21 protein-coding genes and 1 tRNA gene are annotated in these 26,547 nt (G+C 42.4%); 13 read left to right on the plus strand and 9 right to left on the minus strand.

Features of this window, described 5'->3' with window-relative positions; genetic code table 11:
- Positions 1 to 213 precede the first annotated feature (213 nt).
- On the minus strand, positions 214 to 1,116 hold the full coding sequence (locus M2273_RS18270) for a VOC family protein (RefSeq protein ID WP_429399196.1): 903 nt from the start codon (positions 1,114 to 1,116) through the stop codon (positions 214 to 216).
- Between the two features lie 250 nt (positions 1,117 to 1,366).
- Between M2273_RS18270 and M2273_RS18275 the strand changes: the two genes are divergently transcribed.
- Together M2273_RS18275 and M2273_RS18280 are read left to right on the plus strand one after the other, a co-directional pair.
- Positions 1,367 to 1,741, plus strand: a complete 375-nt coding sequence (locus tag M2273_RS18275; protein ID WP_429399197.1) for a hypothetical protein — start codon at positions 1,367 to 1,369, stop codon at positions 1,739 to 1,741.
- Between the two features lie 193 nt (positions 1,742 to 1,934).
- Entirely contained in the window at positions 1,935 to 2,945 is a 1,011-nt protein-coding gene (locus tag M2273_RS18280) for an alpha/beta fold hydrolase (RefSeq protein ID WP_429399198.1), read from the plus strand.
- A 180-nt stretch (positions 2,946 to 3,125) separates the two neighbouring features.
- On the opposite strand, the gene M2273_RS18285 is transcribed toward M2273_RS18280, so the two are convergent.
- A tRNA-Met gene (locus M2273_RS18285) sits at positions 3,126 to 3,198 on the minus strand.
- 145 nt (positions 3,199 to 3,343) lie between these two features.
- Here M2273_RS18285 and era point away from each other — a divergent pair.
- Both era and der read left to right on the plus strand, forming a co-directional pair.
- Positions 3,344 to 4,219 (plus strand): GTPase Era, encoded by an 876-nt coding sequence (gene era, locus M2273_RS18290; protein ID WP_429399199.1) that lies wholly within the window; start codon positions 3,344 to 3,346, stop codon positions 4,217 to 4,219.
- 140 nt (positions 4,220 to 4,359) lie between these two features.
- Entirely contained in the window at positions 4,360 to 5,661 is a 1,302-nt protein-coding gene (gene der, locus M2273_RS18295) for a ribosome biogenesis GTPase Der (RefSeq protein WP_429399200.1), read from the plus strand.
- 150 nt (positions 5,662 to 5,811) lie between these two features.
- On the opposite strand, the gene M2273_RS18300 is transcribed toward der, so the two are convergent.
- Positions 5,812 to 7,395: a S41 family peptidase gene (locus M2273_RS18300; protein WP_429399201.1), complete on the minus strand. Its 1,584-nt coding sequence runs from the start codon at positions 7,393 to 7,395 to the stop codon at positions 5,812 to 5,814.
- 101 nt (positions 7,396 to 7,496) lie between these two features.
- On the opposite strand from M2273_RS18300, the gene murQ reads away from it, so the two are divergent.
- Positions 7,497 to 8,303: an N-acetylmuramic acid 6-phosphate etherase gene (murQ, locus tag M2273_RS18305; RefSeq protein WP_429399202.1), complete on the plus strand. Its 807-nt coding sequence runs from the start codon at positions 7,497 to 7,499 to the stop codon at positions 8,301 to 8,303.
- A gap of 32 nt (positions 8,304 to 8,335) precedes the next feature.
- Positions 8,336 to 8,902 (plus strand): hypothetical protein, encoded by a 567-nt coding sequence (locus M2273_RS18310; RefSeq protein ID WP_429399203.1) that lies wholly within the window; start codon positions 8,336 to 8,338, stop codon positions 8,900 to 8,902.
- 352 nt (positions 8,903 to 9,254) lie between these two features.
- Here M2273_RS18310 and M2273_RS18315 read toward each other — a convergent pair whose 3' ends face one another.
- Complete coding sequence (locus M2273_RS18315; RefSeq protein ID WP_429399204.1) at positions 9,255 to 10,580, minus strand: D-alanyl-D-alanine carboxypeptidase/D-alanyl-D-alanine-endopeptidase; 1,326 nt, start codon at positions 10,578 to 10,580, stop codon at positions 9,255 to 9,257.
- 60 nt (positions 10,581 to 10,640) lie between these two features.
- On the opposite strand from M2273_RS18315, the gene M2273_RS18320 reads away from it, so the two are divergent.
- A complete protein-coding gene (locus tag M2273_RS18320; protein ID WP_429399205.1) occupies positions 10,641 to 11,888 on the plus strand; it encodes an aspartyl protease family protein in 1,248 nt (415 codons plus the stop codon).
- An 85-nt stretch (positions 11,889 to 11,973) separates the two neighbouring features.
- Positions 11,974 to 14,613: a zinc-dependent metalloprotease gene (locus M2273_RS18325; protein ID WP_429399206.1), complete on the plus strand. Its 2,640-nt coding sequence runs from the start codon at positions 11,974 to 11,976 to the stop codon at positions 14,611 to 14,613.
- Between the two features lie 140 nt (positions 14,614 to 14,753).
- Here M2273_RS18325 and M2273_RS18330 read toward each other — a convergent pair whose 3' ends face one another.
- Positions 14,754 to 15,026 (minus strand): hypothetical protein, encoded by a 273-nt coding sequence (locus tag M2273_RS18330; RefSeq protein ID WP_429399207.1) that lies wholly within the window; start codon positions 15,024 to 15,026, stop codon positions 14,754 to 14,756.
- A 228-nt stretch (positions 15,027 to 15,254) separates the two neighbouring features.
- On the opposite strand from M2273_RS18330, the gene M2273_RS18335 reads away from it, so the two are divergent.
- On the plus strand, positions 15,255 to 15,953 hold the full coding sequence (locus M2273_RS18335) for a hypothetical protein (RefSeq protein ID WP_429399208.1): 699 nt from the start codon (positions 15,255 to 15,257) through the stop codon (positions 15,951 to 15,953).
- Between the two features lie 211 nt (positions 15,954 to 16,164).
- Entirely contained in the window at positions 16,165 to 19,140 is a 2,976-nt protein-coding gene (locus M2273_RS18340) for an outer membrane beta-barrel protein (protein ID WP_429399209.1), read from the plus strand.
- A 67-nt stretch (positions 19,141 to 19,207) separates the two neighbouring features.
- Here M2273_RS18340 and M2273_RS18345 read toward each other — a convergent pair whose 3' ends face one another.
- A complete protein-coding gene (locus M2273_RS18345) occupies positions 19,208 to 19,582 on the minus strand; it encodes a response regulator (protein ID WP_429399210.1) in 375 nt (124 codons plus the stop codon).
- A 317-nt stretch (positions 19,583 to 19,899) separates the two neighbouring features.
- Here M2273_RS18345 and M2273_RS18350 point away from each other — a divergent pair, with 317 nt between their 5' ends.
- From M2273_RS18350 to M2273_RS18360, 3 genes are all read left to right on the plus strand, one after another.
- A complete protein-coding gene (locus M2273_RS18350) occupies positions 19,900 to 21,306 on the plus strand; it encodes a glycoside hydrolase family 30 protein (RefSeq protein WP_429399211.1) in 1,407 nt (468 codons plus the stop codon).
- 35 nt (positions 21,307 to 21,341) lie between these two features.
- Positions 21,342 to 23,126, plus strand: coding sequence for a cellulase family glycosylhydrolase (locus M2273_RS18355; RefSeq protein ID WP_429399212.1), 1,785 nt, complete (start codon positions 21,342 to 21,344; stop codon positions 23,124 to 23,126).
- Positions 23,127 to 23,286: 160 nt separating this feature from the next.
- The gene (locus tag M2273_RS18360) at positions 23,287 to 23,505 is read left to right on the plus strand and encodes a hypothetical protein (RefSeq protein ID WP_429399213.1); all 219 of its coding nucleotides are present in this window, start codon (positions 23,287 to 23,289) and stop codon (positions 23,503 to 23,505) included.
- Positions 23,506 to 23,587: 82 nt separating this feature from the next.
- Here M2273_RS18360 and M2273_RS18365 read toward each other — a convergent pair whose 3' ends face one another.
- The 3 genes from M2273_RS18365 to M2273_RS18375 form a co-directional block, all read right to left on the minus strand.
- On the minus strand, positions 23,588 to 24,118 hold the full coding sequence (locus tag M2273_RS18365; protein ID WP_429399214.1) for a GtrA family protein: 531 nt from the start codon (positions 24,116 to 24,118) through the stop codon (positions 23,588 to 23,590).
- 254 nt (positions 24,119 to 24,372) lie between these two features.
- A complete protein-coding gene (locus M2273_RS18370; protein ID WP_429399215.1) occupies positions 24,373 to 24,708 on the minus strand; it encodes a hypothetical protein in 336 nt (111 codons plus the stop codon).
- Positions 24,709 to 24,820: 112 nt separating this feature from the next.
- Entirely contained in the window at positions 24,821 to 26,359 is a 1,539-nt protein-coding gene (locus tag M2273_RS18375; RefSeq protein WP_429399216.1) for a YifB family Mg chelatase-like AAA ATPase, read from the minus strand.
- Positions 26,360 to 26,547 lie beyond the last annotated feature (188 nt).

The following is a 26,547-nucleotide window of genomic DNA, read 5'->3' on the forward strand; positions in this document are numbered from 1 at the left end:
GCAAATTGCACCGTTTAAAAACAAAAAGCCTCAAATCTTTCGACTTGAGGCTTTTAACTTGTAGCGCCACTCGGATTAAACCCGAACCATTGCTAAAGATTTGGAAGTTTTATCGACTTTGTCTTTTCAGACACTTAACCAGGCAAATTGCTGACCAGGCACCCACTGATGAATCAGGAATGTTCATAGATCAAGATAACCAGAATTAATTAATCACTTACCATTATAGGCCTGCTGCAGGGTTTCGATGTCAACTTTCTTCATTGTCATAAAAACTTGCGTAACGCGCGCAATCTGTTCAGGGCTGCCGTTCCTGAGCGCATCTAACATAACGGTGGAGGCCACCTGCCAGGATACACCGTACTTGTCCTTCAGCCAGCCGCATTGCCCGGGTTCGCCATCAGCTGCAAGCGCCGACCAGTAGTAGTCGATCTCTTCCTGGGTTTCACATGGGATCAATAGCGACACCGCGTCGTTAAACCCGAAACCATGCTGATGGGCGCTGTCCATAGCGGCCAGCCAGGTTTGATCAAGATAATAGTCAGCGTACATGAGTGTACCTGCTTTATCCGGCCCCATATCCTCCGGGCGCGGGGCGGTGGTGCCGCGCTTGCCGTCTTTAAATACCGAGGTGTAAAAATCGATGGCTTCATTGGCTTTACCTGCCATCGGTTCGGTAAATAACAGCGACGGAACGATCATGGGCCTTTCCTCACCGGTTGGGTTGGTCAGGATCAGCTGCCAGGATACACCGTATTTGTCGGCTACCCAGCCGTAACGCTCGCTGAAAGGATAGCTGTCCAGAGGCATCAACACTTTCCCATTTTCGATTAGCTTATTCCAAATTTCGTCGATATGTTGGGCCGCTTCCGGATCGCGCGAGGGGTCGAAATGGATCATAAAGGAAATGGACGGATTGATGCCAAGCTTGTGTCCGGAACTGATACCGAAAAACGACTGGCCGGCAATAGTAAATTCTACTATTTCACATTCATCACCGGGCATTGAGAAGTGATTGGCATAATTGATGGCTGAATCAGGCATGAATGATGCGTAGAATTCAGCTGCTTGTTTTGCATCCTGGTCGAACCAGAGATGTGGTTTGATTGGTAACATAGGTAAATGATTTTGGTGTTGATATAGTTAAAACTCGTAAGCGTTAATTGTTTTGATAGTATATTATTTAATTATCTCAAAATTAAATGGTTTTTTGCTGCTGGGGCAGGGGTGTCCGGGACATTTTAGGAGGTGTATTGCGACAGGGTTTAACACGCGATCAGCCTGCCAAACTGCATGAAAAGCCGTTTATTTTTCATGCAGGTAAGCTATATTGCACTCATTGAAAAATAACATTTATTCCTGAGTTATGAAAAAGCCGATGCCATTTGATTTCCTGCTGGATTATTTACCTGCCGGCGTGATCGTCAAACCGGCTATTGGCATGTTTTATATCTATTTCGATAAAAAGATCATATTGATCTTCCGGAAGACCGGCAAGAACCCGCAGCACAATGGTATTTGGATCTCTACTAAACGGGAAGATCACGCCAGTCTGAAAGCAGAGATACCGGCAATCACAGACTTTGTATTCGACGAGGCCTTTGATACGGCCTGGCTACTGCTCAGCGACAGCCACGACGATTTTGAGAGCGCGGCCATACAGCTCTGCGAACTTGTTTCAGGAAAGGATAAAAGGGTAGGAAAAGTAACGCCTAAAAGCGCAGCGATGTTTGAGCATTAGGCATGTCGCCGGTGTTACCACTGCACCGCCTGCAAAATCCAACACAAAACAAAAAAGCCTCAAATATTTAGACCTGAGGCTTTTAACTTTCGTAGCGGGAGCAGGATTAAAGTCGAACCGCTTAATACCGGATTTACAAATTTTCTCAAGTATTAACATCGGTTCGAGCCGAGTTTGAGGAACTGATAGTAGATTGCTTTTTAATACCCGCTGTAGTAATATTTGTCTTAATTTGCCCTTAAAATGTCGTTTTCACACAGCATATAATCATCATACTCCTTCGTTCTTTGTATTGTCAATAAAACCAAAACAATTTAAACAACACAATATGAAAAAAGCAGTTAAAGGATTTAACATCCTCAAACCGGTTCTATTAACCGCTATTCTATTTTTTACAGTGCTTAGGTCAAATGGCCAACAGCTTAAACCTGCAGACAGTGGCTATGCGCCTGTTAATGGTATTAAAGTTTACTATGAGGTGTATGGTGAGGGTAAGCCCCTCGTTTTGCTACATGGTGCATTCTATACCATTGAAATGAACTGGGGGCAATTAATACCTGAATTGTCAAAAACAAGAAAAGTAATTGCTATAGAATTGCAGGGGCATGGGCACACACCATTTTCAGAAAGAAAATTAGACATTGCTACCCTGGCAAATGATGTGGAAGGAGTAATGAATTTTTTAAAAGTTGATAGTGCTGATGTTGCAGGATATAGTATGGGTGGGTCAATCGCTTATCAGTTGGCAGTAAAAAGCCCTAAACGGGTAAGAAAATTAGTGATCATTTCTTCTACCTACAAAACTAATGGCTGGCTGCCAGTTATAAATAATGGGTTTAAAGGGTTTAAGCCTGAATTTTTTAACAATACTCCTATAAAAACGGCATATGATGCAGTAGCACCTGACAAAACAAAATGGACAAAGTTCATTGAACAAATGATTGCTTTTGCCGGGGTCCCCTTTGATGTGGGTGACGCCAATATTGCGAAAATTACATCGCCGGTATTGCTTATATCAGGCGACAATGATGGCTTGGACAAAGTGGAGTTAATGAAAACGTATCAATTATTGGGAGGTGGCGTATCTGCTGATTTGGGGCCGATGCCAAAGTCACATTTAGCCATTGTTCCTGCGCAGGGGCATGTCAGCTTAATGCAGCAGACGAACACGATATTAACTTATCTGGATGGTTTTTTAAAGTAACCTTGATCGCATTTGGTATTAAAAAGATGCTTCGATAAATATTTTCGAACTATTCCCCGCCTGCCGAAACGTTATCTCTTAACCAAAAAATAATTGTGGGTGTCTACACTCGCGTAAATAGCGATAAGGGTAGAAAACAAAAAAGCCTCAAATCTTTCGATTTGAGGCTTTTAACTTTCGTAGCGGGAGCAGGACTCGAACCTACGACCTTCGGGTTATGAGCCCGACGAGCTACCAACTGCTCCATCCCGCACTGCTATTCTTATATGTTGCATTCCGTCATAACTTCGGAAAGTTGCTTCCAATTGTCAAAAATGCAATTTGCACTCCGTTTTAATTGGACTGCAAAGATATAATTCGTTTCTTTGCAGTCCAAATATATTTTTAATTATTTTTATATGAGTCATCAGGCAGGTTTTGTAAGTATAATTGGTAAGCCCAATGCCGGTAAATCAACCCTTATGAACGCCCTTGTTGGCGAAAAAATGTCCATCATCACCCCAAAAGCGCAAACCACAAGGCACCGTATTTTGGGAATTGTGAACACTGACGACTACCAGATCGTGTTTTCTGATACCCCGGGAGTAATCAAACCGCACTATGCCCTGCACGAAAGCATGATGCACCAGGTGGATGGTTCCATTGTTGATGCCGATCTTATTTTACTGGTTACCGACATTTACGAGGAGTACGACGAAACCGACGTATTAAAAAAACTCGAAGGTTCGCTGGCACCCATAGCTGTACTGATCAACAAAATTGACCAAAGCGACGAGGAAACCGTAAAAAAGAAAGTTGAGTTTTGGCAGGAAAAACTAAAACCTAAAGCTGTTTTCGCCATATCTGCATTGCTTGAACACAACATTAAAGCCGTTATGGATTTTGTTGTTGAAAACCTGCCCGAGCATCCAGCCTATTATGAAAAAGACGCGCTTACTGATCGTAACGACCGCTTTTTCGCGTCAGAAATGATCCGTGCACAAATCTTGAAACAATACAAAAAAGAGATCCCTTACAGTGCCGAGGTTATTGTAACCGCGTTTGTAGAAGGCGAAAAGCTGCACCGGATCAGTGCTGAAATAATAGTTGAGCGCGATTCACAAAAAAATATCATTATTGGCGAGGGCGGTAAAATGCTTAAAATAGTAGGCACCTACGCCCGCCGCGATATGGAAGACTTTTTCCAAAAGAAAGTTTTCCTGGAGATGTTTGTAAAAGTGATCCCCGACTGGCGCAGCAAAAAAAATTACCTTAAAAAATTCGGGTACGAATAAAATAGTTTTGAGTAATGAGTATTAAGTTTTGAGTTATCTTTAACTTAAAATTCAGTGCCGGGACTAATATTTTTTATAATTGAGTATGATATTGAGGCTTTAACTCAAAACTCATAGCTCAAAACTTACAACTAATAACCATGAGTAACATAGTAGCCATAGTGGGCAGGCCTAACGTAGGCAAATCAACCTTATATAACCGCTTAACCGAAACCCGCAAAGCCATTGTTGACGATTTTAGCGGCGTAACCCGCGACAGGCATTATGGTGTTTCTGAGTGGACCAACCATCACTTTACCGTAATTGATACCGGCGGTTATGTCGCCAACTCTGCCGATGTATTTGAAGCCGCCATTCGGGAGCAGGTTGAAATTGCCATTGAAGAAGCTTCTGTTATTTTGTTCATGGTTGATGTTACCACCGGCATAACTGATCTTGATGATGAAATTGCCAGCATGCTGCGCAAAAGCAAAAAGCCAGTATTTGTAGTGGTTAATAAATTGGATAATAACGCGCTTTTAGCTGATGCTACTGTATTTTACAGCTTAGGCCTGGGCGAGATCTATAACATATCGTCCATGACCGGCTCCGGAACCGGCGAACTGCTTGACGACGTGGTTAAGCATTTTGAAGATGAATTTCCCGAAGAAAACACCAGGCCCAAATATGCCATTGTTGGCCGGCCAAATGTGGGCAAATCATCCATCATCAACGCGCTGATAGGTAAAGACCGTAACATTGTTACCCCAATAGCTGGTACCACCCGCGATTCTATACATATCCACTACAACCAGTACGGGCATGATTTTATGCTGATTGATACTGCCGGGATGCGTAAAAAAACAAAGGTTAAAGAGAACATTGAGTTTTATTCTGTTATGCGTACCATTAAGGCGCTTGAAGAAGCCGATGTGATCATCCTGATGATTGATGCTGTAGAAGGCATCGAATCGCAGGACATCAATATATTCCACCTTGCCGAGAAGAATAAAAAAGGCATCATGGTGGTGGTGAACAAGTGGGATTTGATTGAGAAGAACAACAAAACCGTTAAGGTTTTTGAAGAGCAGATCCGCGAAAAAATAGCGCCGTTTACCGACGTGCCTATCGTGTTTACCTCCGTTACCGAAAAACAAAGGGTATTAAAGGTAATTGATGTGGCCAACCAGGTTTACCAAAACCGTGCCCGCAAAATAGCCACCTCCAAATTAAACGAGGTAATGCTGCCTATCATTGAAAACTATCCCCCGCCATCCATCAAAGGCAAATACGTTAAAATTAAATACATCACCCAAATTGCAGGCGCATCGCCCATGTTCGCGTTCTTCTGTAATTTGCCCCAGTACGTAAAAGAACCGTATTATCGCTTTATCGAAAATAAACTAAGGGAAAACTTTGATTTTTCTGGTGCGCCAATACAGGTTTGGTTTAGGCAGAAATAGGAGAGGATGTCTGATTATTTAGTCTGAACCGCGATTTATGCGATTTAGGGATGCCCCGGATTTCTTCAAACAGTTTGCTCTGTTTAAAAAAATCTTGTTAATCATTTAATCCGCTTAATCCCGGTTCAGACTAAATCCCGGTTCAGACAATTATATACTCAGCGCCTTTTTATATGCTTCGTCATGAATATTCATCACCTGGTAAAAGGCATTATCGCCCCATTTAAAACGGGCGGCATTTGCTTTCAGAATGCTCTTGATATAATCCCGGGAGATCAGCAGTTCATGTGAATCCATTTCTTTGAGCGTTTGTGATGAGTAAAGGATAAAATTGTGCAAGTCATCATCACTTACGGTATAATTTTTTATAAAATCATCATCAGTCGCGAATTTGTTTAAAATGGGTTGCATCCGATCAATCACATAGGCCGAAAAAAGCTGCTGATCAAGTAAGTTTTGTATCAATAAGGTATTCTGTGTGGTATCGGCCGGTACAAACACATCGGGCATAATGCCGCCGCCACTAAAAACCTTCCGGCCGTTCAGGGTATGGTATGATAGGCCATTAAAAGCAACGGTATCGCTCCGGCTGCTTTGTTCCGAAAACAATTCACCTTTTTGCATGCGTACCGCCAGTTCGTTCCGGTAACTTTCCAGGCCGCCTTTATATGATTTTTGTATCGATCTGCCCGATGGGGTATAATACCTTGCCACAGTTAAATTTACCGCCGAGCCATCGCCAAACGGAAACTGCTGCTGAACCAGGCCCTTGCCAAATGACCGGCGACCAACAATGGTGGCCCTATCCAGATCCTGCAGGGCGCCTGCCAGGATCTCACTGGCCGAGGCGGAGTACTCGTCTATCAGTACTGTTACTTTACCCTGCTGAAACGTACCTGAATCTGTCGCAAAATAATCAGTGCGTGGTTCATGAACCCCTTTGGTATACACAATTAATTTCCCTTTTCCCAAAAACTCATCGGCCAATGATGTAGCCGCGTTCAGGTAGCCGCCGCCATTGCCACGCAGGTCAAGCAACAGTTTACTCATACCATCAATTTTAAGCTTGCTCAGTGCTTTGCGAAAATCAATATCTGTGGTTGCTGCAAATTTACTTATCTTGATATAGCCGGTATTAACATTGGCCATATAGGCGGCATTTACGCTGCTCAGGTCAACGCGCCCACGTTTTATCGTATATGTTTTTATTCCCTTACCCTCGGCAACACCCAACAGTATAATAGCATCTTTAGCACCCCTGAAAGCATTATTCACCCTTTCTGGAGTAAGTTTGGTGCCAGAGAATTTTTTATTGTCTACATTAATTACCCGGCTACCTGTTAATAAACCAGCTTTTGCCGCCGGCCCTTCGGCATACACCTGTGTAATGATCAGTGTATCGCGCATTATTTGGTATTCAATACCAATTCCGTTAAACCCACCATCCAAGCGTTCATTTATAGATTGCGCCTGTTGCGGCGGTAAATAAAGCGAATGCGGATCAAGGTTTTGCAGCAGGTCATTAACCGATGCACCTTCAATACTATCAATATTAACGCTATCTACATAGTTTTGCCCTACCAGTTCCAAAACCTTTGATAGCTTGTCATTACCCGAAAATGAAAAACCAAGATTCCGGTCAGCGAAATTATTATCGCTTATCAGCAACCCAATAGTTATACCCACCAGTATCAGGATCATCGTCCTGAAAATAACGCCCGCAGTTTTTTTCATGTTCAGTAAGCAAAGTTAATCAATGCGCAATCAATAATTTTTATTGGTACCGTTGCATTTGATGTTTTTTACCGAATTTTGTTATAAATTATTTGAAATTAATGGAAACCATCACCGAAAGGGAATCGCATTATAAAAATTTAGAGCAGCTATCTGTTCTTGAGATACTTGAAAACATTAATAAAGAGGATCAAACAGTAGCGCTGTCTGTTAAAAAAGCGTTGCCGCAAATTGAGCAGCTGGCAACTATAACCGCTTCACGGATGAAAGCAGGCGGTCGCTTGTTTTATATTGGTGCCGGTACCAGTGGCCGTTTAGGCGTGGTTGATGCGTCAGAGTGCCCGCCAACATTCGGGGTTCCGTTTGATATGGTTGTTGGTCTTATTGCCGGCGGCGATGGCGCCATACGCAAAGCGGTTGAGTTTGCAGAAGACGATACCGAGCAGGCCTGGAAAGACCTTTTGGAGTTTAACATAAATGATAAGGATGTAGTAGTTGGCATAGCCGCATCGGGCACTACGCCTTATGTAATAGGAGGGTTAAAAATGGCCGCTCAAAATAATATTGTAACCGGCTGCATTGTTTGCAATAGTGGTAGCCCGGTTGCCGCCGAGGCGCAATATCCGGTTGAGGTGGTTACCGGACCTGAGTTTTTAACCGGATCAACCCGAATGAAAGCAGGCACCGCGCAAAAAATGGTTTTAAATATGCTGAGCACCAGTGTAATGATACAGCTGGGCCGCGTAAAAGGAAATAAAATGGTTGATATGCAGTTAAGCAACAATAAGCTGGTTAACCGCGGGGCCCGTATGGTAATGGAAGAAACCGGCCTGAATGAAGATGATGCCGCCGCACTCCTAAAAAAACACGGAAGTGTTAGGAACGCGGTGGATAATTATAAAAAATGATTAATTGATGTGCATTTGAAATTGAAGGAAGTATGCATGAAATAGAACCATATTACCGCTGGAGAGATGATTACATAGCATCGGAAGATGAATATTCGCCTTTTTATGCTACTGAATATAATGAGTTTGAGTTTGATAAACAGGTATACAATTATCTGTTGCACCCCCAATGGGATTCATTTGGGTCCAATACCCTATACCTGAAAGTGCTGTTTGCCGATTACGAAAAGGGCTACACCATTATTGAGTTTATAGGCGAATGGAATGATGCTATCAATAACGATATCATGCTGCTTAAGCGTGAGTTGCTGGAGCTAATGATAGATAGCGGCATCAATCATTTTATATTGATAGGCGAAAATGTGCTCAACTTTCACTCGTCGGACGATCTTTATTACGAGGAGTGGTTTCAGGATGTGGAAGACGGATGGATCGCGGGTATCAATTTCAGGGAACACGTGATAGACGAATTTAAGCGCAACAATATTGATTACTTTATCAACTTTGGCGGCGTGCTTGATGACCTTGGCTGGCGCTCACTAAAACCCATCCAGGTATTTAAAATGGTAGAAGAGCAGATGGTAAAGCGCCTGAATTAGGAGCCCCACCCAACCCTTTCGCCGTTGTTGGTGTTGTCACCATAGGTGTTCGGAAGAAATAAAAAGAAAGCTTGGGCCTAGTGCGATTCCTTCCTTGGGGAAAGGGGAGGTAGGGGTTTATTGAACATTACAGGTTTAATCGCACGTATAAACCCCTCCCTGCCATTTCACAATCCACGGCACCCCTCCCAAGGGAGGGAATATATACTGCAATTACAATCTTCCGAACACCTATAGTGTTGTCACCAACAACATCCTACCAAACGAAGGAATATAATGTTGGTGACAACACCAACATTGGCGCAATGACAATCAAAAGTCTCCCCTTCCGGGGGAGATTTAGAGGGGGCCCTTAAATCTCCTCATGAATATACGTCATGATCCTTACCATTTCATCTCTGATCTCTTTAACGGGCCGGGTAAAATTATTGTTCATGAACGAGAATGCCAGCCGTTTACCTTTCCGGGTAACCAGGTAGCCGCTCTGGTTATAATTGTTTGATAACGATCCTGTTTTTGCCCAGATAAATACCTGACCGTTATCCGTTTTATAGGCATTCCGGATAGTGCCGGTTGCGCCGCCCGCCGGCATCATACTATGTAAAAGCTGCTCGTCCTTTACCTCATCCTCAATTTTACATAACAACGCGATGATACTGCGTGGTGTAAACAGGTTTTGCCGCGAAAGCCCTGAGCCATCAACCCATTGCGGGGTATCGGGCAGGTCATTTAAAAAATGCTCTTTTGAATAGCTGATCACCGAGCCGGTGTTAAGCGTATTAAATTTTACTGATGAACAGGCCAGCAACAGTTGCTCTGCAATAAAATTATCACTGGGCTGCAGCATCCGCCTGTAAACCGAATCGGCATTGGTATTATAAATGGTTTTCGCGTTGCTGCTTAACGGCAGGTTTACGAGCCACACCAGTTTCTTCAGGGTATCACGCAGTAAGGCCAATGTTAACTCCGGGCTTGTTTTCCACGGAATTTCCTGCCTGAAGTTTGGAGGAACCGGCATTACAGGATAAACAAAGTTATTACCTGAAAAATCGCGCTTAACCATAAATTTATACGGATGATAACTGGCATCGCTGTTTAAAAATCGTTTAAGGTATGATGGTTTAACCTGCAGGTTGCCGTCACTGTCGGCATATAGCAGGGCTACGTTATCTTCTATGGGCAGACCCGTTATTTCGGCCTGGTAATAATCATTATAATCGTCCCAGGCCCATCCGGCCCCATAAAAATCATTGCCATAACCCGTTGCCGAATAATAAAGCTTTTTATCACTGTGTTGCAAAAAATTTAAGCCATTCACGCCTTTAAGGTCGCTATGTAAAAATGAAGGATCGCCCGTACCCCAGAAAACCAGCGAATCGTTGCGCAGTTCATACCGAAGGGCCGGGATAGAATCGCCCAGCATTTTAAGACAGGTATAAAAAGTAAACAGCTTGGTATTTGATGCCGGAATAAAATATTTATCGGCATTTAATTCATATATCATTTTTTTATCATCCAGGTCATATAAAGCAAAACCTGTAAAATGATCATTTACTATCTGCGAGTGCTTAAACAGCTTTTTTATCTTCCGTTTTTTTATTGACCGGCCATAAAGGGTATCATTAAACAATAATAAACCACATATCATTAACAGAAATACAAAAGTTGTTCTTAGCATAAATTTATTCTATTTAACCAATTATTGTTGTAAATTTAATACACCGATTAATATACCAACTTGTTACTTACGTTATTTCATAAATTAAAGCTATTCCGGGCATTATGGCTGGCGTGTTCGCTTTCGTTTTGCTTTTTATCGGCCCAGGCACAGTACTTCGATCTTGAATATCATAAAAAAAAGATCACCATACCATTTCACCTGGTACGCAGCCTCATGGTAATAAAGTTAAGCATTAATCATAAGGGGCCTTATAATTTTATATTAGATACCGGGGTTGGGCTTATGATCATAACTGATCCTAAATTGGCCGACTCTATCCCGATTCCTAACAAGCGTACCTTAAAAATACCTGGACTTGGCGAGGGGGAGGACGCCGAAGCCTACGTTACATCGCCTTTGGATGTTGAAATACCTGGGCTGGTAAGTTATGATGTGGCCGCGGCTATCCTCAAAAAAGATCTTTTTAGTTTATCGGGCTATGCCGGAATGCCTATACATGGCTTGCTTGGGTACGAGTTTTTTAACAACCTGGCGGTTAAAATTAACGTTCAGGACAGCACTTTAACAGTTTGGCGGCCAAAGGACCTAAAAGTATTTAGAAAAGGTGTGCACATACCCATTACTATTGAAGACAGGAAACCTTACGTTGAGGCCTGGATAACCTTACAGACTGGCGAAAACATAAGAAGCAAGCTGATTATTGACCTCGGTGCAGGGCATCCGGTCTCGCTCGAAAATATCATACCGCGCTATGGCCTGCCTCAAAAATTTATTGCTTCTGCAAACCTGGGCATTGGTTTAAACGGGCCAATTAATGGTTATATAGGGCGCCTGGAGGCGCTTGAAATAGGTAAATTTAAAATCAAGCAGGTTATAGCCTCCTTTCCTGACGCTGGCAATAACCAAAGTGAGCTATCCGTTAGACGGGATGGCAACCTGGGTATCGGCATATTAAAGCGCTTTTCTGTAATATTAGATTATGCGCACAATACCATGTATTTAAAACCAGGTTCAAAGTATCGAGAACCCTTTGAGCACGATATGAGTGGGCTTGAATATTATGCGGCTGGTGATAATTTTGATCGCATAATTATTAACCGTGTCGAGCCCGGCTCGGCCGGCGATGAGATTGGCCTGGAAAGGGACGATGAGATAGTAACCATCAATTTTAAACCGGTATCAAAAATGACGCTCGAAGAAATTGATGACCTGTTTAAATCAAAAAATGACAGGAGCCTTTTGCTTGATGTTTATCATGATAAAAAGCTTGATAAGGTAATCCTTACTTTAAAACGGCGCATTTGATAAGCACTTGCTTTGCAAACACCCTGCAGTTATTATTATAAAGGCGATATTTTACCTAAATTTACGTTTCAAATTATCATCATAAATGAAAAGATACTCCTTAGCAGCCCGCTATTTGTGTGGCGCTGCGTGCTTGTTTGTTGTTTTAGCCAGTTCATGCGCCACTAAAAAACAAACCGCAAACCAAACCCTAACCCTTAAAACCACAGCGGGGCCATCAGGAACAGTGGCAACCGCAACAGTTGGCGCGCCCAAAAAAGAAGGTATTAAAAAATTCAGTGACCTTATAACCGGCAAAATAAAAGCCGATAGCGGACTTTTTAATACGTACAAAGTTGACGGTAAATATTATTATGAAATTCCCGATTCATTAATTAACCGCGAAATGCTGGTTGTTACCCGGTATATTAAAACTCCGGGCGGCTTAAAAACCTTTGGTCAGCAATATGGTGGCGAAGAATTGAATAACCAGATATGGAAGTGGGAACGCCATGACAAGCAAATTTTTATACGTGTACCCAGCTATTCTATAAGGGCCGATAGTACAACCGATATGTACCAATCGGTTAAAAATTCAAACCTTGATGCCGTGCTGGCCGGGTTTGATATTAAAGCTTTTAATAAAGATAGCACCGGTGTATTAATTGATGTTACTGACTTTTATAATGGCGATATAACGGCTATTGGTTTAAGTGATAATGTAAAAAAAGCCTATAAAATTTCAGGGATCGATAATACAAGATCATATATTGATACCATTAAAAGCTTCCCGATAAATCTGGAAGCCCGTGTCTTAAAAACCTATCGCTCTGGCGAATCGCCTACTGATAACTCCAACGGCGCGGTAACTTTTGAGCTCAACACATCCATGCTGTTGCTGCCAAAAACACCCATGAAAGCCCGCATCAGCGATGAAAGGGTTGGCTTTTTTGGCCAGCGCCAAACCGATTATGGGACCAGCGCACAAAAGGCCCTGGTAACTGCCTACATACACCGCTGGAAACTGGAACCTAAAGACCCTGCTGCCTATGCCAAAGGCGAACTGGTTGAACCTAAAAAACAAATAGTTTATTACATTGACCCCGCTACCCCTAAAAAATGGGTGCCATACCTTATTCAGGGTATAAATGATTGGAACAAGGCTTTTGAAGCTGCTGGTTTTAAAAACGCCATTATAGGCAAGGAAGCCCCAACACCCAAACAGGACCCTGAATTTAGTACCGAAGATGCACGCTACAGCGTGATCAGGTATTTTGCATCAGACGTTGAAAATGCCTATGGGCCCCATGTTTCTGATCCGCGGAGCGGCGAGATATTGGAGAGCCACGTAGGCTGGTACCATAATGTGATGAGCTTGCTGCGCGACTGGTACCTGATACAAACCGCTGCGGTAAACCCGGCTGCCCGCAAAGCTCAGTTTACTGACGAACAAATGGGCGAGCTTATACGCTTTGTATCGTCGCATGAAATTGGCCACACCCTGGGCTTGCCCCATAACTTTGGTTCGAGCTATGCTTACGCGGTTGATTCATTGCGGTCAAAATCATTTACAGACAAGCATGGTACAGCGCCATCTATCATGGATTATGCCCGTTTTAATTACATTGCCCAGCCAGGCGATGGGGTTACCCACCTTTATCCGCAAATAGGCGAGTATGACCTGTGGTCGATAAAATGGGGATACAGCTGGTTCCCGGGTAATAAAACCCCTCAGCAGGAAAAAGAAATATTAGCCGACTGGACAAATAAAAAAGCCGGCAATCCGCTTTACTATTATGGCAGGCAAGGCACATCTATAGATCCTCGTTTGCAAAATGAAGATCTGGGCGATAATGCCATGAAAGCAAGTACTTATGGCATAGCCAATTTAAAACGCATTTTGCCTAATCTCGAAAAATGGACCTACCAAAAAACCGAGAATTTTAGTGATGTATCAGAGTTATACAACGAAGTAATAGGCCAGTTTTACCGTTATATGGGTCACGTTACTACCAATATTGGTGGCATGAACGAAAACTTTAAAACGTATGATCAAAAAGGTGCGGTATATGGTTTTGTTAGCAAAGCCCGCCAGCATGATGCTGTGCTGTTTTTAAACAAGCAATTATTTGAAACCCCGCTTTGGTTAATAAACAAACCCGAGCTAAGCAAATTTGATAATGGCGTTATTCTTAACCGCATTAAAGCCTTGCAGGTAGCTGTATTAGCCAATGCCATTAACCCGTCAAGGCTGGCACGTATGTATGATAACGAGGCTAAAAACGGCAATAGCGCCTACACGGTTGCTGAATTGTTTACCGATATACGCCTGGGTGTTTTTAGCAATAACAAACCAGATGCCTTTAAACGTAACCTGCAACGCGGCTATATTGATAACCTGAAGAGTTTACTGGACAACGATTTAAGCACTACTATACCGGGCGTAACCAGCGCACAGCTGGCATCGTATGGTTTAACTCCCATAAACATTGCCCTGTCTGACATAAGGCCAATGGTACGTGCGGAATTAAAGAAAATAGACGTTGGATTGCCAAAGGGTGGTGATGCTTTAACAACGGCGCATTTCGCAGATCTTCATTTAAGGATCAAAGAGGCATTAAACCCAACCAGGCCAGTAGTGAATTTCCCACAATCGCTTATGCGTGGTATAAATAGCGACGAAATTATTAGAGAAAATAATGGTGGTTATATGAATTGCTGGCCGCGAACAGTTATTGACAAGTAATTTACTATAACCGTTAAAATCTATTACCCAGATCCTGCTTAAAAACTAAGCAGGATTTTTTTAAATATACGCGAAGGCAGCATTGATCAGCTGTAACTGAACACTGGCAATAATATAATATTATATCATTCAAAATAATGTTACTTGAGCTGGCTGATGTTTTCAAAAAAAGCAACCTGAAGATCCAACAACGACCTCACATTAATTTTTTCGCCGTAGGCATCAAAACATAAAAATTTTGTGCTTTCAGGATGATTTCTCTTCTCTTTTTCGAAAAAGTTAAAAGTTTCAAAAAAATAATGATTGGTTGTTACATTATTTTTGCCATTAGTTTGCGATGCATTTAGCCGAAAGCCAATCGCATCAATCCAAACATGCACTTTTGAGTGCAATGTGCTGCCAATATTTTTCATAGGTTATATAGATTTTATAGATTTTATAGATTTTATAGATTTTAAGTATAACGAAAGTTACGGGCTTTTTGTTGTCATTTTTTTTCAAACATTTGTGCATTCTTCACACGCGATATACTGGGTTGAAACTATATCCCGACAGCAATTTCTTCTGTGTTAATACCCCTGCAACTAATTAGCTACATATCCGTAAAAGTGTTACCATACAAACCTTAAAATCCTAATTTCATGAGAAAACTAAAACTCTTGTTGCCTATTTTATTCGTGTGCCTGTTTAGTGTGAGTGCATGTAAAAAAGATGGGACGAACGGGGCAAACGGCGCCACTGGTGCCGATGGGGCACAAGGCCCGCAAGGGGATACCGGCGCACAAGGACCTGCGGGGCCGCAAGGACCAACGGGGCCTACCGGGCCCACTGGCGCAACCGGAGCGCCTGGGGCAAATGGAGCAAACGGCGCAAATGGCGCGCCAGGGGCCAATGGCTCCACAGGAGCTACGGGCGAAACCGGGGCCACTGGTCCACAGGGGCCGCAAGGACCAACAGGGCCGGCAGGGGCCGATGGATCTGTTGATATTAAAAGTTATTTATTAATTAACAAAAGCGTCACTTTAACCGGGTTTACCTCTTTTTCAATACCCGCAATTACACAGGAAATTGTTGACAGTGGTGTTATTTTAGTTTATTTCAGAACTACAGGCAGCACAAGCGGTTATTTTGCATTACCTTATAGCGAAGCCGGGCGCACCATAACACTATCTGATTTTGGTGTTGGTTATATAAATGTTAAAGCCAATTTCTCACAAGGCGGGCTTGATTTTAAAGTTGTCATTATTCCTGGCGGCAGTCTTACCACCATGAAGGCCGCACACCCAGGCATCAACCTTAAAAACTACAGCGAAGTTGCAAGAGCCCTGCACATAAATTGATATTCCATTATGTATACATAAACAGAAAAAGCCGGTAATACCGGCTTTTTTCTGTTTTATAATGTAACAATGACGTGATTGATAAGCGTTTAGCCCAACCAGTGTAACAATCATATGGTTTTTTAACAATTAATACTTTATAAATTGAACATTTGCATTCAAATTATGTCTTATGACTAATTAATAAAATAGCAAGCTGATTAAACACTTTATGAAACCCCTCTTTCTTATTTTAAGTTTTATCCTTTTAAGCGTATTTAACACATTTGCGCAAACCGCGCATGATGTAAGTGGTACTATTGCCGACTCAACCAAATTATCGTTACCGGGCAGCAGCATCAAATTGGTATCAAATAGTGGCGATAGCACCATATCCATTGCCGATGCCAACGGAAAGTTCACCTTTGCCGGGGTTAAGGGAAGTAAAATTACGCTCACCGTATCATCTATTGGTTTTACAGCTGTTAAAAAACATTTTGCGCTTACTGATGATGGCAAACCTGTTGATCTGGGTAATATTATTTTGCAGCCCCAAACCAATATGTTAAACCAGGTTACTATTGTTGGCGCGGCAAACCCTATTACCCTTAAAGAGGATACCGTGGTATATAACGCGGGGTCCTATAAAGTGCGTGAGAATGCCCCGGCCGAGGATTTACTCAAAAAACTTCCGGGTGTTGATGTGGATGTGAACGGTAATATTACAACTCAGGGTAAACAGGTAACCAAAGTGCGCATAAACGGTAAGGACTATATGGGGGGCGATGTTCAAAGCGCAACCAAAAACCTGCCTGCGGATATTATTGAAAACATCCAGATGATTGATGATTATGGCGATCAGGCAAATTTAACAGGTGTTAAAACCGGCGAACCTGATAAGATCATGAACATAACGATCAGAAAAGATAAAAACTACGGCTATACCGGCCAGGCTACTGCCGGTGATGGTGAGGACGCATTACCCAAAAGCCAGGGTATCCCAAATCAAAACCGTTACATAGGGTCGTTAAATGTTTTCAATTTTAATGGCGATCAGCAAATTGCTGTTCAGGGAAGTTTTAATAATACCAACGTAAATACCTTTTCTTTTGGCAGCACCGGCACCCGTGGTGGTGGAGGCGGCGGTGGCGGAGGTGGCGGCTTTGGGAGCGGCGGCGGTGGTTTTGGTGGCGGAGGTGGCCGTGGGAATGCCGGGCGCGGAAGCACAAACTCCGGAAGCCTCATAACGGCTCAAAACGGGATTACTGTTGCCCGTTCTATCGGCGTAAATTTTCGCGATCAGTGGGGTAAAAACCTTTCGGTATACGGTAGCTACAGCTTCGCGGATAATACCACATCAACCATTAATAATATATTTCAGCAAAACCCCTCAAGTGAGCAGCGCCAGTACAGTCTTGAAAAAGATGAGAACATCAATCACCGTTTTACCTGGAATATGGAGTACAAGCCCGATACGGTAAATTATTTAAAGGTTACACCTACGTTTTCATACGGTGGCACCAATACCAATGAGGCCGACAGTTCTTCACTTAGCCAAAAGCAGGCTATATCAAATGCATATACTTCCATTACCAACGGCGATTCGCAGGCGCCTAACTATGGTATTTCGGCATTGTATAATCACCGGTTCAAGCATCGCCGTAATTTGAGCATCTTTGCCAACGCGAGCTCGGCCCCAACCTGGTCGTTCCAGAACCCGGTTTATAATTATACCGTTGGCATCCCGCGTACTCCAATAAACCAGTTGATAAATACTTCCAGCCGTACCAATAGTTATGGTGTAAATTTATCATACCTTGAGCCACTTGGCACGCGTTCATATCTTGAGCTTAATTATGCATTTAACCATTCAGTTACTGCAAACAACAAAGAAACAGACACCTTAAGCAACGCCAATACTTATGACCGGTCTGATTTATTAAGCAATCAATACAACTATACTTTTACTACAAACAAGGTTGGTTTAAATTACCGCTTTGTTGAAAAGAAATATAACTATACATTGGGTATAGGTGTACAGCCCTCTGTTTTAGATGGCAACTCTCCATTAAGCGGCATCGAAACGCACAGATCAACCTTTAATATTATTCCTACGGCCAGGTTTATTTATAACTTTTCGCGCAGCAAAGCATTCAGTATTAATTATAACGGATCAAACGCGGCGCCAACATTTAATCAGTTGCAACCCGTAACCGATTATTCAACCGCATTTTATCCGGTTATAGGTAACCCTAACCTTAATCCGGCATTTACAAACAATGTTTCCATTAGGTACAATAATTTCAGTTTTGCCACAGGCGATGTATTTTTCGCCAATCTATCTTATCAGCAAGTAAATAACCAGGTGGTAACCAATACCATTACTTCAAGCTCAACCGCACCCGGTGCATCAAGCAATATTTTAACGCAATATTTAAATGCCGATGGCTATTATAACGTATCGGGCCGCCTAACTTTCTCTAAACCGTGGGCCGAGCGCAAATACACTGTAACACTCAACGGTACAGCAACTTACAACAATAACGTAGGTTATTTAACAAAGGTAGCGTCTGATCCGCTTGCTGCAACCCCTCAGGAAATTAACGCAGCAATGCAAAAGAACCTTGCTAAAAATCTCGTTTTTACTCCCGAAATACGTTTCAGGGTTGATTTACCTAATATAATTGACGCCCAGATTTTAACTAATTATGCGATCAACAGAACCAGCAACTCTGTAAAAGATACAATTAATGATGCATTATCAAACGTAAGAACATGGAACATAGGTGTAAACGGAAAAAACTACTTTGGCGACTGGGTATTTAGCTACGACTATTCAAAAGCTACCAACTATGGCTATAACTCTAATATTAAGGTAACCAATCCAAACATCCTGAACCTTTATGTGGAGCGCAGGTTCCTGAAAAATAAAGTGGCTACTATCCGCCTTTCCGGATTTGACTTATTTAACGAAAATACCGGTTTTACATCTGTTCCAACGCCCAGTTCCCTTACACAAACACGTGTTAACCGGCTTGCGCGCTATTACCTGCTAACCTTTACCCTGCGCCTGCAAAAATTTGCAGGGAAAGCTCCTGTACAGGATGGTGATATGGGCGGCGGACGCCGGTTTAGAGATGGTGGCGGAAGACGCGATGGCGGCGGTACGGGCCCTGTACCAGGCGGCCCTCCCGGAGGACCACAATAATATAAATAGAAAGCCCCATCCGTTAAGATGGGGCTTTCTATTTATGATCGTTTAGATTTATAATGGTTTATTGTATTACTAATACGTTGTTAATAACCCGCTCCAGTTCTTCCAGATCAAACGGTTTGGCCAGGTAGGTTTGGGCGCCGGCATTGCTGGCCAGTACCTGGATATCACTGTTGGCCGAAAAATAAATAACCGGTATATGCTTTAACTCTGCCGATTTTTTAAGGGTTTGTGTAGCAACAATACCACCGGCATCGGGAATCCAGTTATCCATTAAAATCACATCAGGTAAAACACCCAACACTTTGTCAATTATATTGTTGCAATCGGTAAAAGTGTGAACTTCCCATCCCTGCTCTTCCAAAATATAACTGCAAATAGAAAGTATATCTTCGTCGTCATCAAATATAATGATCTTTTTGTTCGGCTCTTTCATTTCATACCCTGAGTGAAAATATAAATAAAATTTAACAAAATCAAATATTTTAAAGTCCTGATAATACAAGCAATGAATCAACTAATTGTTTATCAGTAATGAATTAAATCATTTTTCTGATAACGCCAATGCTGCTTGTCACAGTCCTTTTTTACTAACATCGCGGATTTTTAATGGTGTATATATTACACTTTGGTAATATATTAGTTACTCAATATTTTATGTGCCTTTTTATTAAAAACAATAATAAATTTACCTATCCTATTATAACCGTATCAAACCAGGTTGCTTCATGCACTACTGCTAAATTTTAACGTATGAACAAAAATATCCGATTTTTACTGTGGCCCCTGCTATTGGGCGCCGTAACCACTGTTAACGCGCAAAAGAATGCGCAGGCCAGTCTGTGGCTAACTAAAGCCGACAGGTCTGTTTTGTTTGAGAAGCAAAAAGACGCCCTGATCTTTAAACCTGCAAGCGGCAGCAACTTTACCATAAATATTAATGATAAGCAAACCTACCAACCAATTGACGGGTTTGGTTTTGCCTTAACAGGAGGCAGCGCCATGCACATCATCCGCATGAGCGCCAATAGCCGGGCCGCCCTTTTAAAGGAACTGTTTGCCACCAGCGATAATAATATCGGTGTTAGTTACATCCGGTTGAGTATTGGCGCCTCAGATCTGAACGAGAAAGTGTTTTCATATGATGATATGCCCGCCGGCCAAACCGACCCCACGCTGAAACATTTTGATCTGGGTCCCGACAAGCAGGATGTGATCCCGGTAATGAAACAGATCCTGGCCATAAATCCGGCCATAAAAATATTAGGATCACCCTGGTCGCCACCAGCATGGATGAAAACCAATAACGATACCCGCGGCGGCAGGTTAAAACCAGAATATTATAGCGTTTACGCCAAATACCTGGTAAAATACATACAGGGTATGAAGGCTCAGGGCATACCTATTGATGCCATTACCATTCAGAACGAGCCTTTGCATCCGGGCAACAACCCAAGTTTATTACTCGTAGCGCCAGATGAGGGCGCGTTTATTAAAAACAACCTCGGTCCGGCTTTTAAAGCGGCGGGCATCCGTACCAAAATAATTATTTATGACCACAATGCCGACAGGCCCGATTATCCTATCTCTATTTTAAATGACCCGGCCGCCCGTAAATATATTGATGGCTCTGGCTTTCACTTATATGGCGGCGATATTGAGGCCTTAACAGATGTGCACAACGCCCACCCGGATAAAAACCTTTATTTTACCGAGCAAATGGTTGTTGAGCGCGAAAACAGCGCTACCATTAATATTGTATCGCCGGTTAAAAGGCTTATCATTGGCGCTACCCGCAACTGGAGCCGTAATGTACTGGAGTGGAACCTGGCCGCCGATCCGGATTATAAACCTTATACTGACAGGGGCGGCTGCCCGTCATGCCAGGGCGCTGTGACTATTGATAAGGATGCCGTAAAAAGAAATATCGCTTACTATTCCATAGCACATGCATCTAAGTTTGTTCGGCCAGGCTCGGTCCGTATTGCCTCTAACAACTCAGGTAATTTGCCTAACGTGGCCTTTAAAACGCCCGATGGTAAAAAGGTTTTAATTGTGGCCAACACCAGTGACGCATCTCAGGATTTTAATATCCAATACCTGGGCAAAGTGATAGCCGCTACGTTAGATAAAGGATCGGTTGGTACTTATATCTGGTAAAAACAATATTTGTTCATCAATAACCTAAGTATATCATGTTACTACATACTTTTAAAAATATAATGTTAAAGTCGCCGGTAAAAGTTCTGTTAATGACTCTGGCTGTTTCCTTTATTTCACAACAAAGCAATGCCCAAAGCTTTTTAAGGGCCGATGGCAAAAAGATAGTTGACCAAAACGGCAAAAATGTGTTGTTGCGCGGCATGGGCCTTGGCGGCTGGATGCTGCAGGAGGGTTACATGCTGCATGTTAATAAGGATAGTCGCCAGTACCGCATACGCGAGCGGTTGGAAGAACTGATGGGGCTGGCCGAAACAAAGGAGTTTTATGATACCTGGCTGGCCAACAATACCCGCAAAATAGATATCGACTCCATGCGCCGCTGGGGCTTTAACTCAGTGCGGTTGCCTATGCACTATAACTTGTACACGCTGCCCATTGAAAAAGAACCTGTTGCCGGGCAAAACACCTGGATTGACAAAGGTTTTAAAATGACCGACGATCTGCTGACCTGGTGCAAGGCCAATCATATGTACCTGATACTTGACCTTCATGCCGCTCCGGGTGGTCAGGGCAATGACTTGAATATATCGGACCGTAATACCGATAATCCTTCTTTATGGGATAGTGAAGCTAACAAGCAAAAAATGATAGCTCTTTGGCGCAAACTGGCCGACCGCTATAAAAACGAACCCAATATTGCCGGTTACGATATTATTAACGAACCAAACTGGGGTTTTGATGATCCGGAAAATGACAAGAACGGCTTAAAGGAAAAAACCAACGCGCCACTAAGAAAACTGATGGTTGATATTACAACCGCCATCCGTGAGGTTGATAAAAAGCACATCATTATTATTGAAGGTAATGGCTGGGGTAATAATTACAACGGCATATTACCCCCATGGGATAAGAATATGGTGCTCAGCTTTCACAAATACTGGAATTATAATGATCAAAAATCAATTGAACACATCATTAAAACCCGCGACCAGTACAATGTTCCCGTATGGCTTGGCGAAACCGGCGAAAACTCCAATGTTTGGCTTACAGAAGCCATTCGACTTTTAGAGAAGAACAACATTGGCTGGGCTTTATGGCCATTGAAAAAGATGGGGAACAACAATCCTATCGAAATACAATCAAACCTGAATTATGATGATGTTACCAATTACCTGAATACCGGTAAACATAAACCCAAAGAGAGCAATGTATATAGTGGCACACTCGAAATGGCCACCTACGCCAAATTGGAGAATGCCATTATTCACCATGATGTAATTGATGCTATTTTCAGGCAACCATTTTCGGCGGCTTCCAAACCGTTTAAAGCCAATAAGGTTAAAAACGGGACCATCATTAATGCCGTTGATTATGACCTGGGCCGCAATGGCATTGCTTATTTTGACACCGATACTGCCGATTATCATGTATCAACAGGTAAATATGGCAAAGGCAATGCTAGCCGCGTTTATCGTAACGACGGTGTGGACATCAGCAAAGACTCGACCGCCTACAACAGCTATTATGTTGATCATATTGAAACCGGCGAATGGCTGCAATTCACCCTGCAGGTAAAAATACCGGGAGTTTACTCGGTTAGCTTAAAAGTGGCCTCTGATACAAATGATGCTAAACTGTCTCTTGAAACTGCAAATACTTCAGCAACTAAAGAGATCCCGAATACCGGCGGCCTTAAAAAATGGCAGGTAATTACGGTAAAGAATATCCATTTAAAAGCTGGCAGTAACAAGCTTAGGGTTAATGCTGACAAGGGTGGTTATAATTTGCATTCCCTGCAATTTTGGCTGGCAAAATAATGTTGTTTCCTATCTGTATTAAAAATTAAATGCTTTTTTGCTAAGTATTTGATTTTTAATACAGGTTTGAATAATATTTTACAGATTTTATCGTATTTCTTAGAACAATTTACACGGGATTCTGCGTATAACAGTGAGTTTAACAGTTAATAACTAATAAATGAAAAATTTCCTTTTTGCATTTAAGGCATTTGCTGCCGTATTAAAAGCAGATAGCTACTGTTTAATTACTACCCGTGGCAATGCCTTTACTTGTAATGGTGATATAAAACCTACCGATTTTTATAATGTTGTTAACGAAGTTTGGGATAACATTGAAGGCCCGGAAGATACCCTGAAAAAGTATAAAGAATTGTTAGAAGATACTGAACACCAGTAATTATCCTTCCACCTTTGCACAAGCATTGAAAGACGCATTAGAAACCCTCTCTTCTTATTTTAAAAATGGCCGCTCAATTCGGTTATTGTCTCTCTAAACTTGTCTCTCTGGTCTCTGATTTAGGCTTTCTTTTAAAAAATATATAGGTTTGGCTTGTGTAACTAAAAACTACAACCAATAAAGTTGTAATAATTTTAGCCGGTGTTGGATAAAAGCCTAAATAATCAACAAATAGTTTCAGAAAAACATAGTTGAGAAAAATACAAATGGTAGTAACCATAATGTACCTGGCAAACTGGCTTCTTCTCCGTAACCCTGATTGCTGAAATACAATATAACGGTTAAGATAAAACCCGGACGGCAAGGAAATACTTAATGCCAAAAACAGAGATGCAATGTGCGGGCTCAATGTAAAAAGCCCTAAAGACACATCATGCTTTTTAAAAATAAAATTATAGCTTAACGAAAAGAGGAAAATATCCAATACTGTATTACCCCCACCACAGGCCGCATATCTAAAAGTATGTAATGGGATGTATTTTTTAAATGGGGTATAAAAGAAATCTATCATCTTTAGGATGGTTTCTCTGATATATTGATGAATTTTCCTCATGTGGTGTCAAAAATAGTAAATCTATCACAAGGGCACGCCCTCTCGCTGCTGCAAGCGTTTCGCCTTGTGATCTTCTCATAAAGTAATTATTTATAGTTTTTGTTTTGTGCGGGGCTCAATTTCTGGCTCTACGCTCCCGCGAGTTTAGCGTAGCGTAACTCGTGGAGATCATGTGGTAAGCCTCCGGCTTACATTTCAGCTGAAAGCTGAAACCATTTTTACCACGAGCTACAAGCTCGCGGCAGCGGGGGTATTTAATTTATGAACAATAGCCATTCTTCCAATAAAGACTTCATTTCTTGCATTGGAATAATTAGTCCGTCGTCAATATTAATGTTTGGATACTGATACAAAATACTCATCTGTTCTACACTATCTGAAAAGAAACCTTCATCTACGTTGCCATGATCATTAATACAGCTATTTAAGTCATTGATAAAACTTTCACATTCTGGCCTGCTTAATCCACGCATAAATGTTAAAACAGAATTATCTCCCCCTGGGGTTTTCTCAGTAATTACAACTGCTATTTCTCCATTTGATAGCTTAATTTTATTGAATAATAAACCGTATTGCTCGCGTTTTGACATTGTGATTTATATTATTATTCGCTTGTGATGTACATTGTAATTTTCCCTTTACCCCGCTATCCGTAGTTTCCAAAACTAGCCTCCTATGCCTGGAGACTCTGTCTCCCCAATTCTATCCAGCCCATCCTTCTCTATCCAAACTCCTAAAGTGTATCGCCTCGGCCAAATGCTCCAGTTTAATTTCTTCACTGCCGGCAAGATCGGCTATGGTGCGGGATACTTTCAGGATACGGTCATAGGCCCGGGCAGAGAGGCCCAGTTTTTCCATGGCTTTTTTGAGCAGGGTTTGTCCGGCTACATCTATTTTACACAGGTCGCGCACCATTTGGGGGCTCATCTGGGCGTTGGCATGCAAGTCGGGGCGGTTGTCGAAACGTTCTATCTGTATTTCCCTGGCTTTGATCACCCGCTCACGGATCAATTCGCTTTTTTCGGCGGCACGGTCTGACGATAGTTCATTAAAATTAACCGGCGTAACCTCCACATGCAGATCTATCCTGTCCAGCAGCGGACCAGAGATCTTACTCAAATATTTTTGCACCATCCCCGGCGGGCAAATACATTCCTTTTCGGGGTGGTTATAATAACCACAAGGGCAGGGGTTCATACTCGCTATCAGCATAAAGCTCGATGGATAATCAACCGTGAATTTGGCTCTTGATATAGTTACCTTGCGTTCCTCCAGCGGCTGCCGCATTACTTCCAGCGCGCTGCGTTTAAACTCGGGCAGCTCATCCAAAAATAATACACCATTATGGGCCAGTGAAATTTCGCCGGGCTGGGGGTTGCCGCCGCCGCCAACCAGGGCCACATCGCTAATAGTATGATGAGGCGATCGGAACGGCCTTATAGTCACCAAGGCATCAGCCGCGGCCAGTTTGCCGGCAACGGAATGGATCTTGGTAGTTTCTAATGATTCATAAAGACTTAGCGGTGGTAAAATAGAGGGCAGTCTGCGGGCCAGCATGGTTTTACCTGCCCCCGGTGGACCGATCAATATCACGTTATGGCCGCCTGCGGCGGCAATTTCAAGCGCACGTTTAATATTTTCCTGGCCCTTTACTTCGCTAAAATCGCTGTCGTAATTGCACAGGCTGTTGTAAAACTCCTCGCGGGTGTTTACTACCTCCGGCTCCAGGTTAATATCGCCATTAAAAAATCCGGCCACCTCTTTGATGTTTTCCACACCATAAACTTCCAGATCGTTCACAATGGCTGCTTCGCGGGCGTTTTGTTTGGGAAGTATAAATCCTTTAAAGCCATCCTTTCGGGCCTGTATAGCAATAGGCAGGGCGCCCTTAATGGGCTGTAAGCTGCCATCAAGCGATAGTTCGCCCATGATGATATACTTGTCCAGGTTTTCGGGTTCTATCTGGCCAGAGGCGGCTAAAACACCGGTAGCGATGGTCAAGTCGTATGATGAGCCTTCCTTTTTTATATCGGCCGGCGCCATATTCACCACTACCTGCTGACGTGGCATTCTGAAACTACAATTTTTTAAGGCCGATTCGATACGGAAATAACTCTCTTTAACGGCCACGTCGGGCAGGCCAACAATAAAATATTTGGTCCCCGCCGCTATATTTACTTCAACCGTTATGGTAATAGCCTCAATACCATAAACCGCACTCCCAAAAGTTTTAACTAACACTGTGATAAGTTTAAATCAAAGCGTAAGATAAATATTTTTATGTAGGTGATAAAGGAATAATAATTTTGTATGAGCCATGGTTTTTAAGATATTCTATTATTGATCATAAATCATGGTAATCCTAAAATCAGGAGAATCGCAGTTCAGACAAACTTGATACGGGCAATCTTCATATAAAAAAATCGTCC

This window comes from Mucilaginibacter lappiensis (assembly GCF_050433765.1).
Classification (GTDB): domain Bacteria; phylum Bacteroidota; class Bacteroidia; order Sphingobacteriales; family Sphingobacteriaceae; genus Mucilaginibacter; species Mucilaginibacter lappiensis_A.

Bases quoted from the DNA above. Each gene is read 5' to 3' on its own strand.
- M2273_RS18300 (WP_429399201.1), bottom strand. From the start codon at position 7,395: ATGAAAAAAACTGCGGGCGTTATTTTCAGGACGATGATCCTGATACTG.
- M2273_RS18345 (WP_429399210.1), bottom strand. From the start codon at position 19,582: ATGAAAGAGCCGAACAAAAAGATCATTATATTTGATGACGACGAAGAT.
- M2273_RS18360 (WP_429399213.1), top strand. From the start codon at position 23,287: ATGAAAAATTTCCTTTTTGCATTTAAGGCATTTGCTGCCGTATTAAAA.
- M2273_RS18335 (WP_429399208.1), top strand. From the start codon at position 15,255: ATGAGAAAACTAAAACTCTTGTTGCCTATTTTATTCGTGTGCCTGTTT.
- M2273_RS18365 (WP_429399214.1), bottom strand. From the start codon at position 24,118: ATGAGGAAAATTCATCAATATATCAGAGAAACCATCCTAAAGATGATA.
- M2273_RS18355 (WP_429399212.1), top strand. From the start codon at position 21,342: ATGTTACTACATACTTTTAAAAATATAATGTTAAAGTCGCCGGTAAAA.
- era (WP_429399199.1), top strand. From the start codon at position 3,344: ATGAGTCATCAGGCAGGTTTTGTAAGTATAATTGGTAAGCCCAATGCC.
- M2273_RS18350 (WP_429399211.1), top strand. From the start codon at position 19,900: ATGAACAAAAATATCCGATTTTTACTGTGGCCCCTGCTATTGGGCGCC.
- M2273_RS18275 (WP_429399197.1), top strand. From the start codon at position 1,367: ATGAAAAAGCCGATGCCATTTGATTTCCTGCTGGATTATTTACCTGCC.
- murQ (WP_429399202.1), top strand. From the start codon at position 7,497: ATGGAAACCATCACCGAAAGGGAATCGCATTATAAAAATTTAGAGCAG.
- M2273_RS18340 (WP_429399209.1), top strand. From the start codon at position 16,165: ATGAAACCCCTCTTTCTTATTTTAAGTTTTATCCTTTTAAGCGTATTT.
- M2273_RS18270 (WP_429399196.1), bottom strand. From the start codon at position 1,116: ATGTTACCAATCAAACCACATCTCTGGTTCGACCAGGATGCAAAACAA.
- M2273_RS18370 (WP_429399215.1), bottom strand. From the start codon at position 24,708: ATGTCAAAACGCGAGCAATACGGTTTATTATTCAATAAAATTAAGCTA.
- M2273_RS18315 (WP_429399204.1), bottom strand. From the start codon at position 10,580: ATGCTAAGAACAACTTTTGTATTTCTGTTAATGATATGTGGTTTATTA.
- der (WP_429399200.1), top strand. From the start codon at position 4,360: ATGAGTAACATAGTAGCCATAGTGGGCAGGCCTAACGTAGGCAAATCA.
- M2273_RS18330 (WP_429399207.1), bottom strand. From the start codon at position 15,026: ATGAAAAATATTGGCAGCACATTGCACTCAAAAGTGCATGTTTGGATT.
- M2273_RS18310 (WP_429399203.1), top strand. From the start codon at position 8,336: ATGCATGAAATAGAACCATATTACCGCTGGAGAGATGATTACATAGCA.
- M2273_RS18325 (WP_429399206.1), top strand. From the start codon at position 11,974: ATGAAAAGATACTCCTTAGCAGCCCGCTATTTGTGTGGCGCTGCGTGC.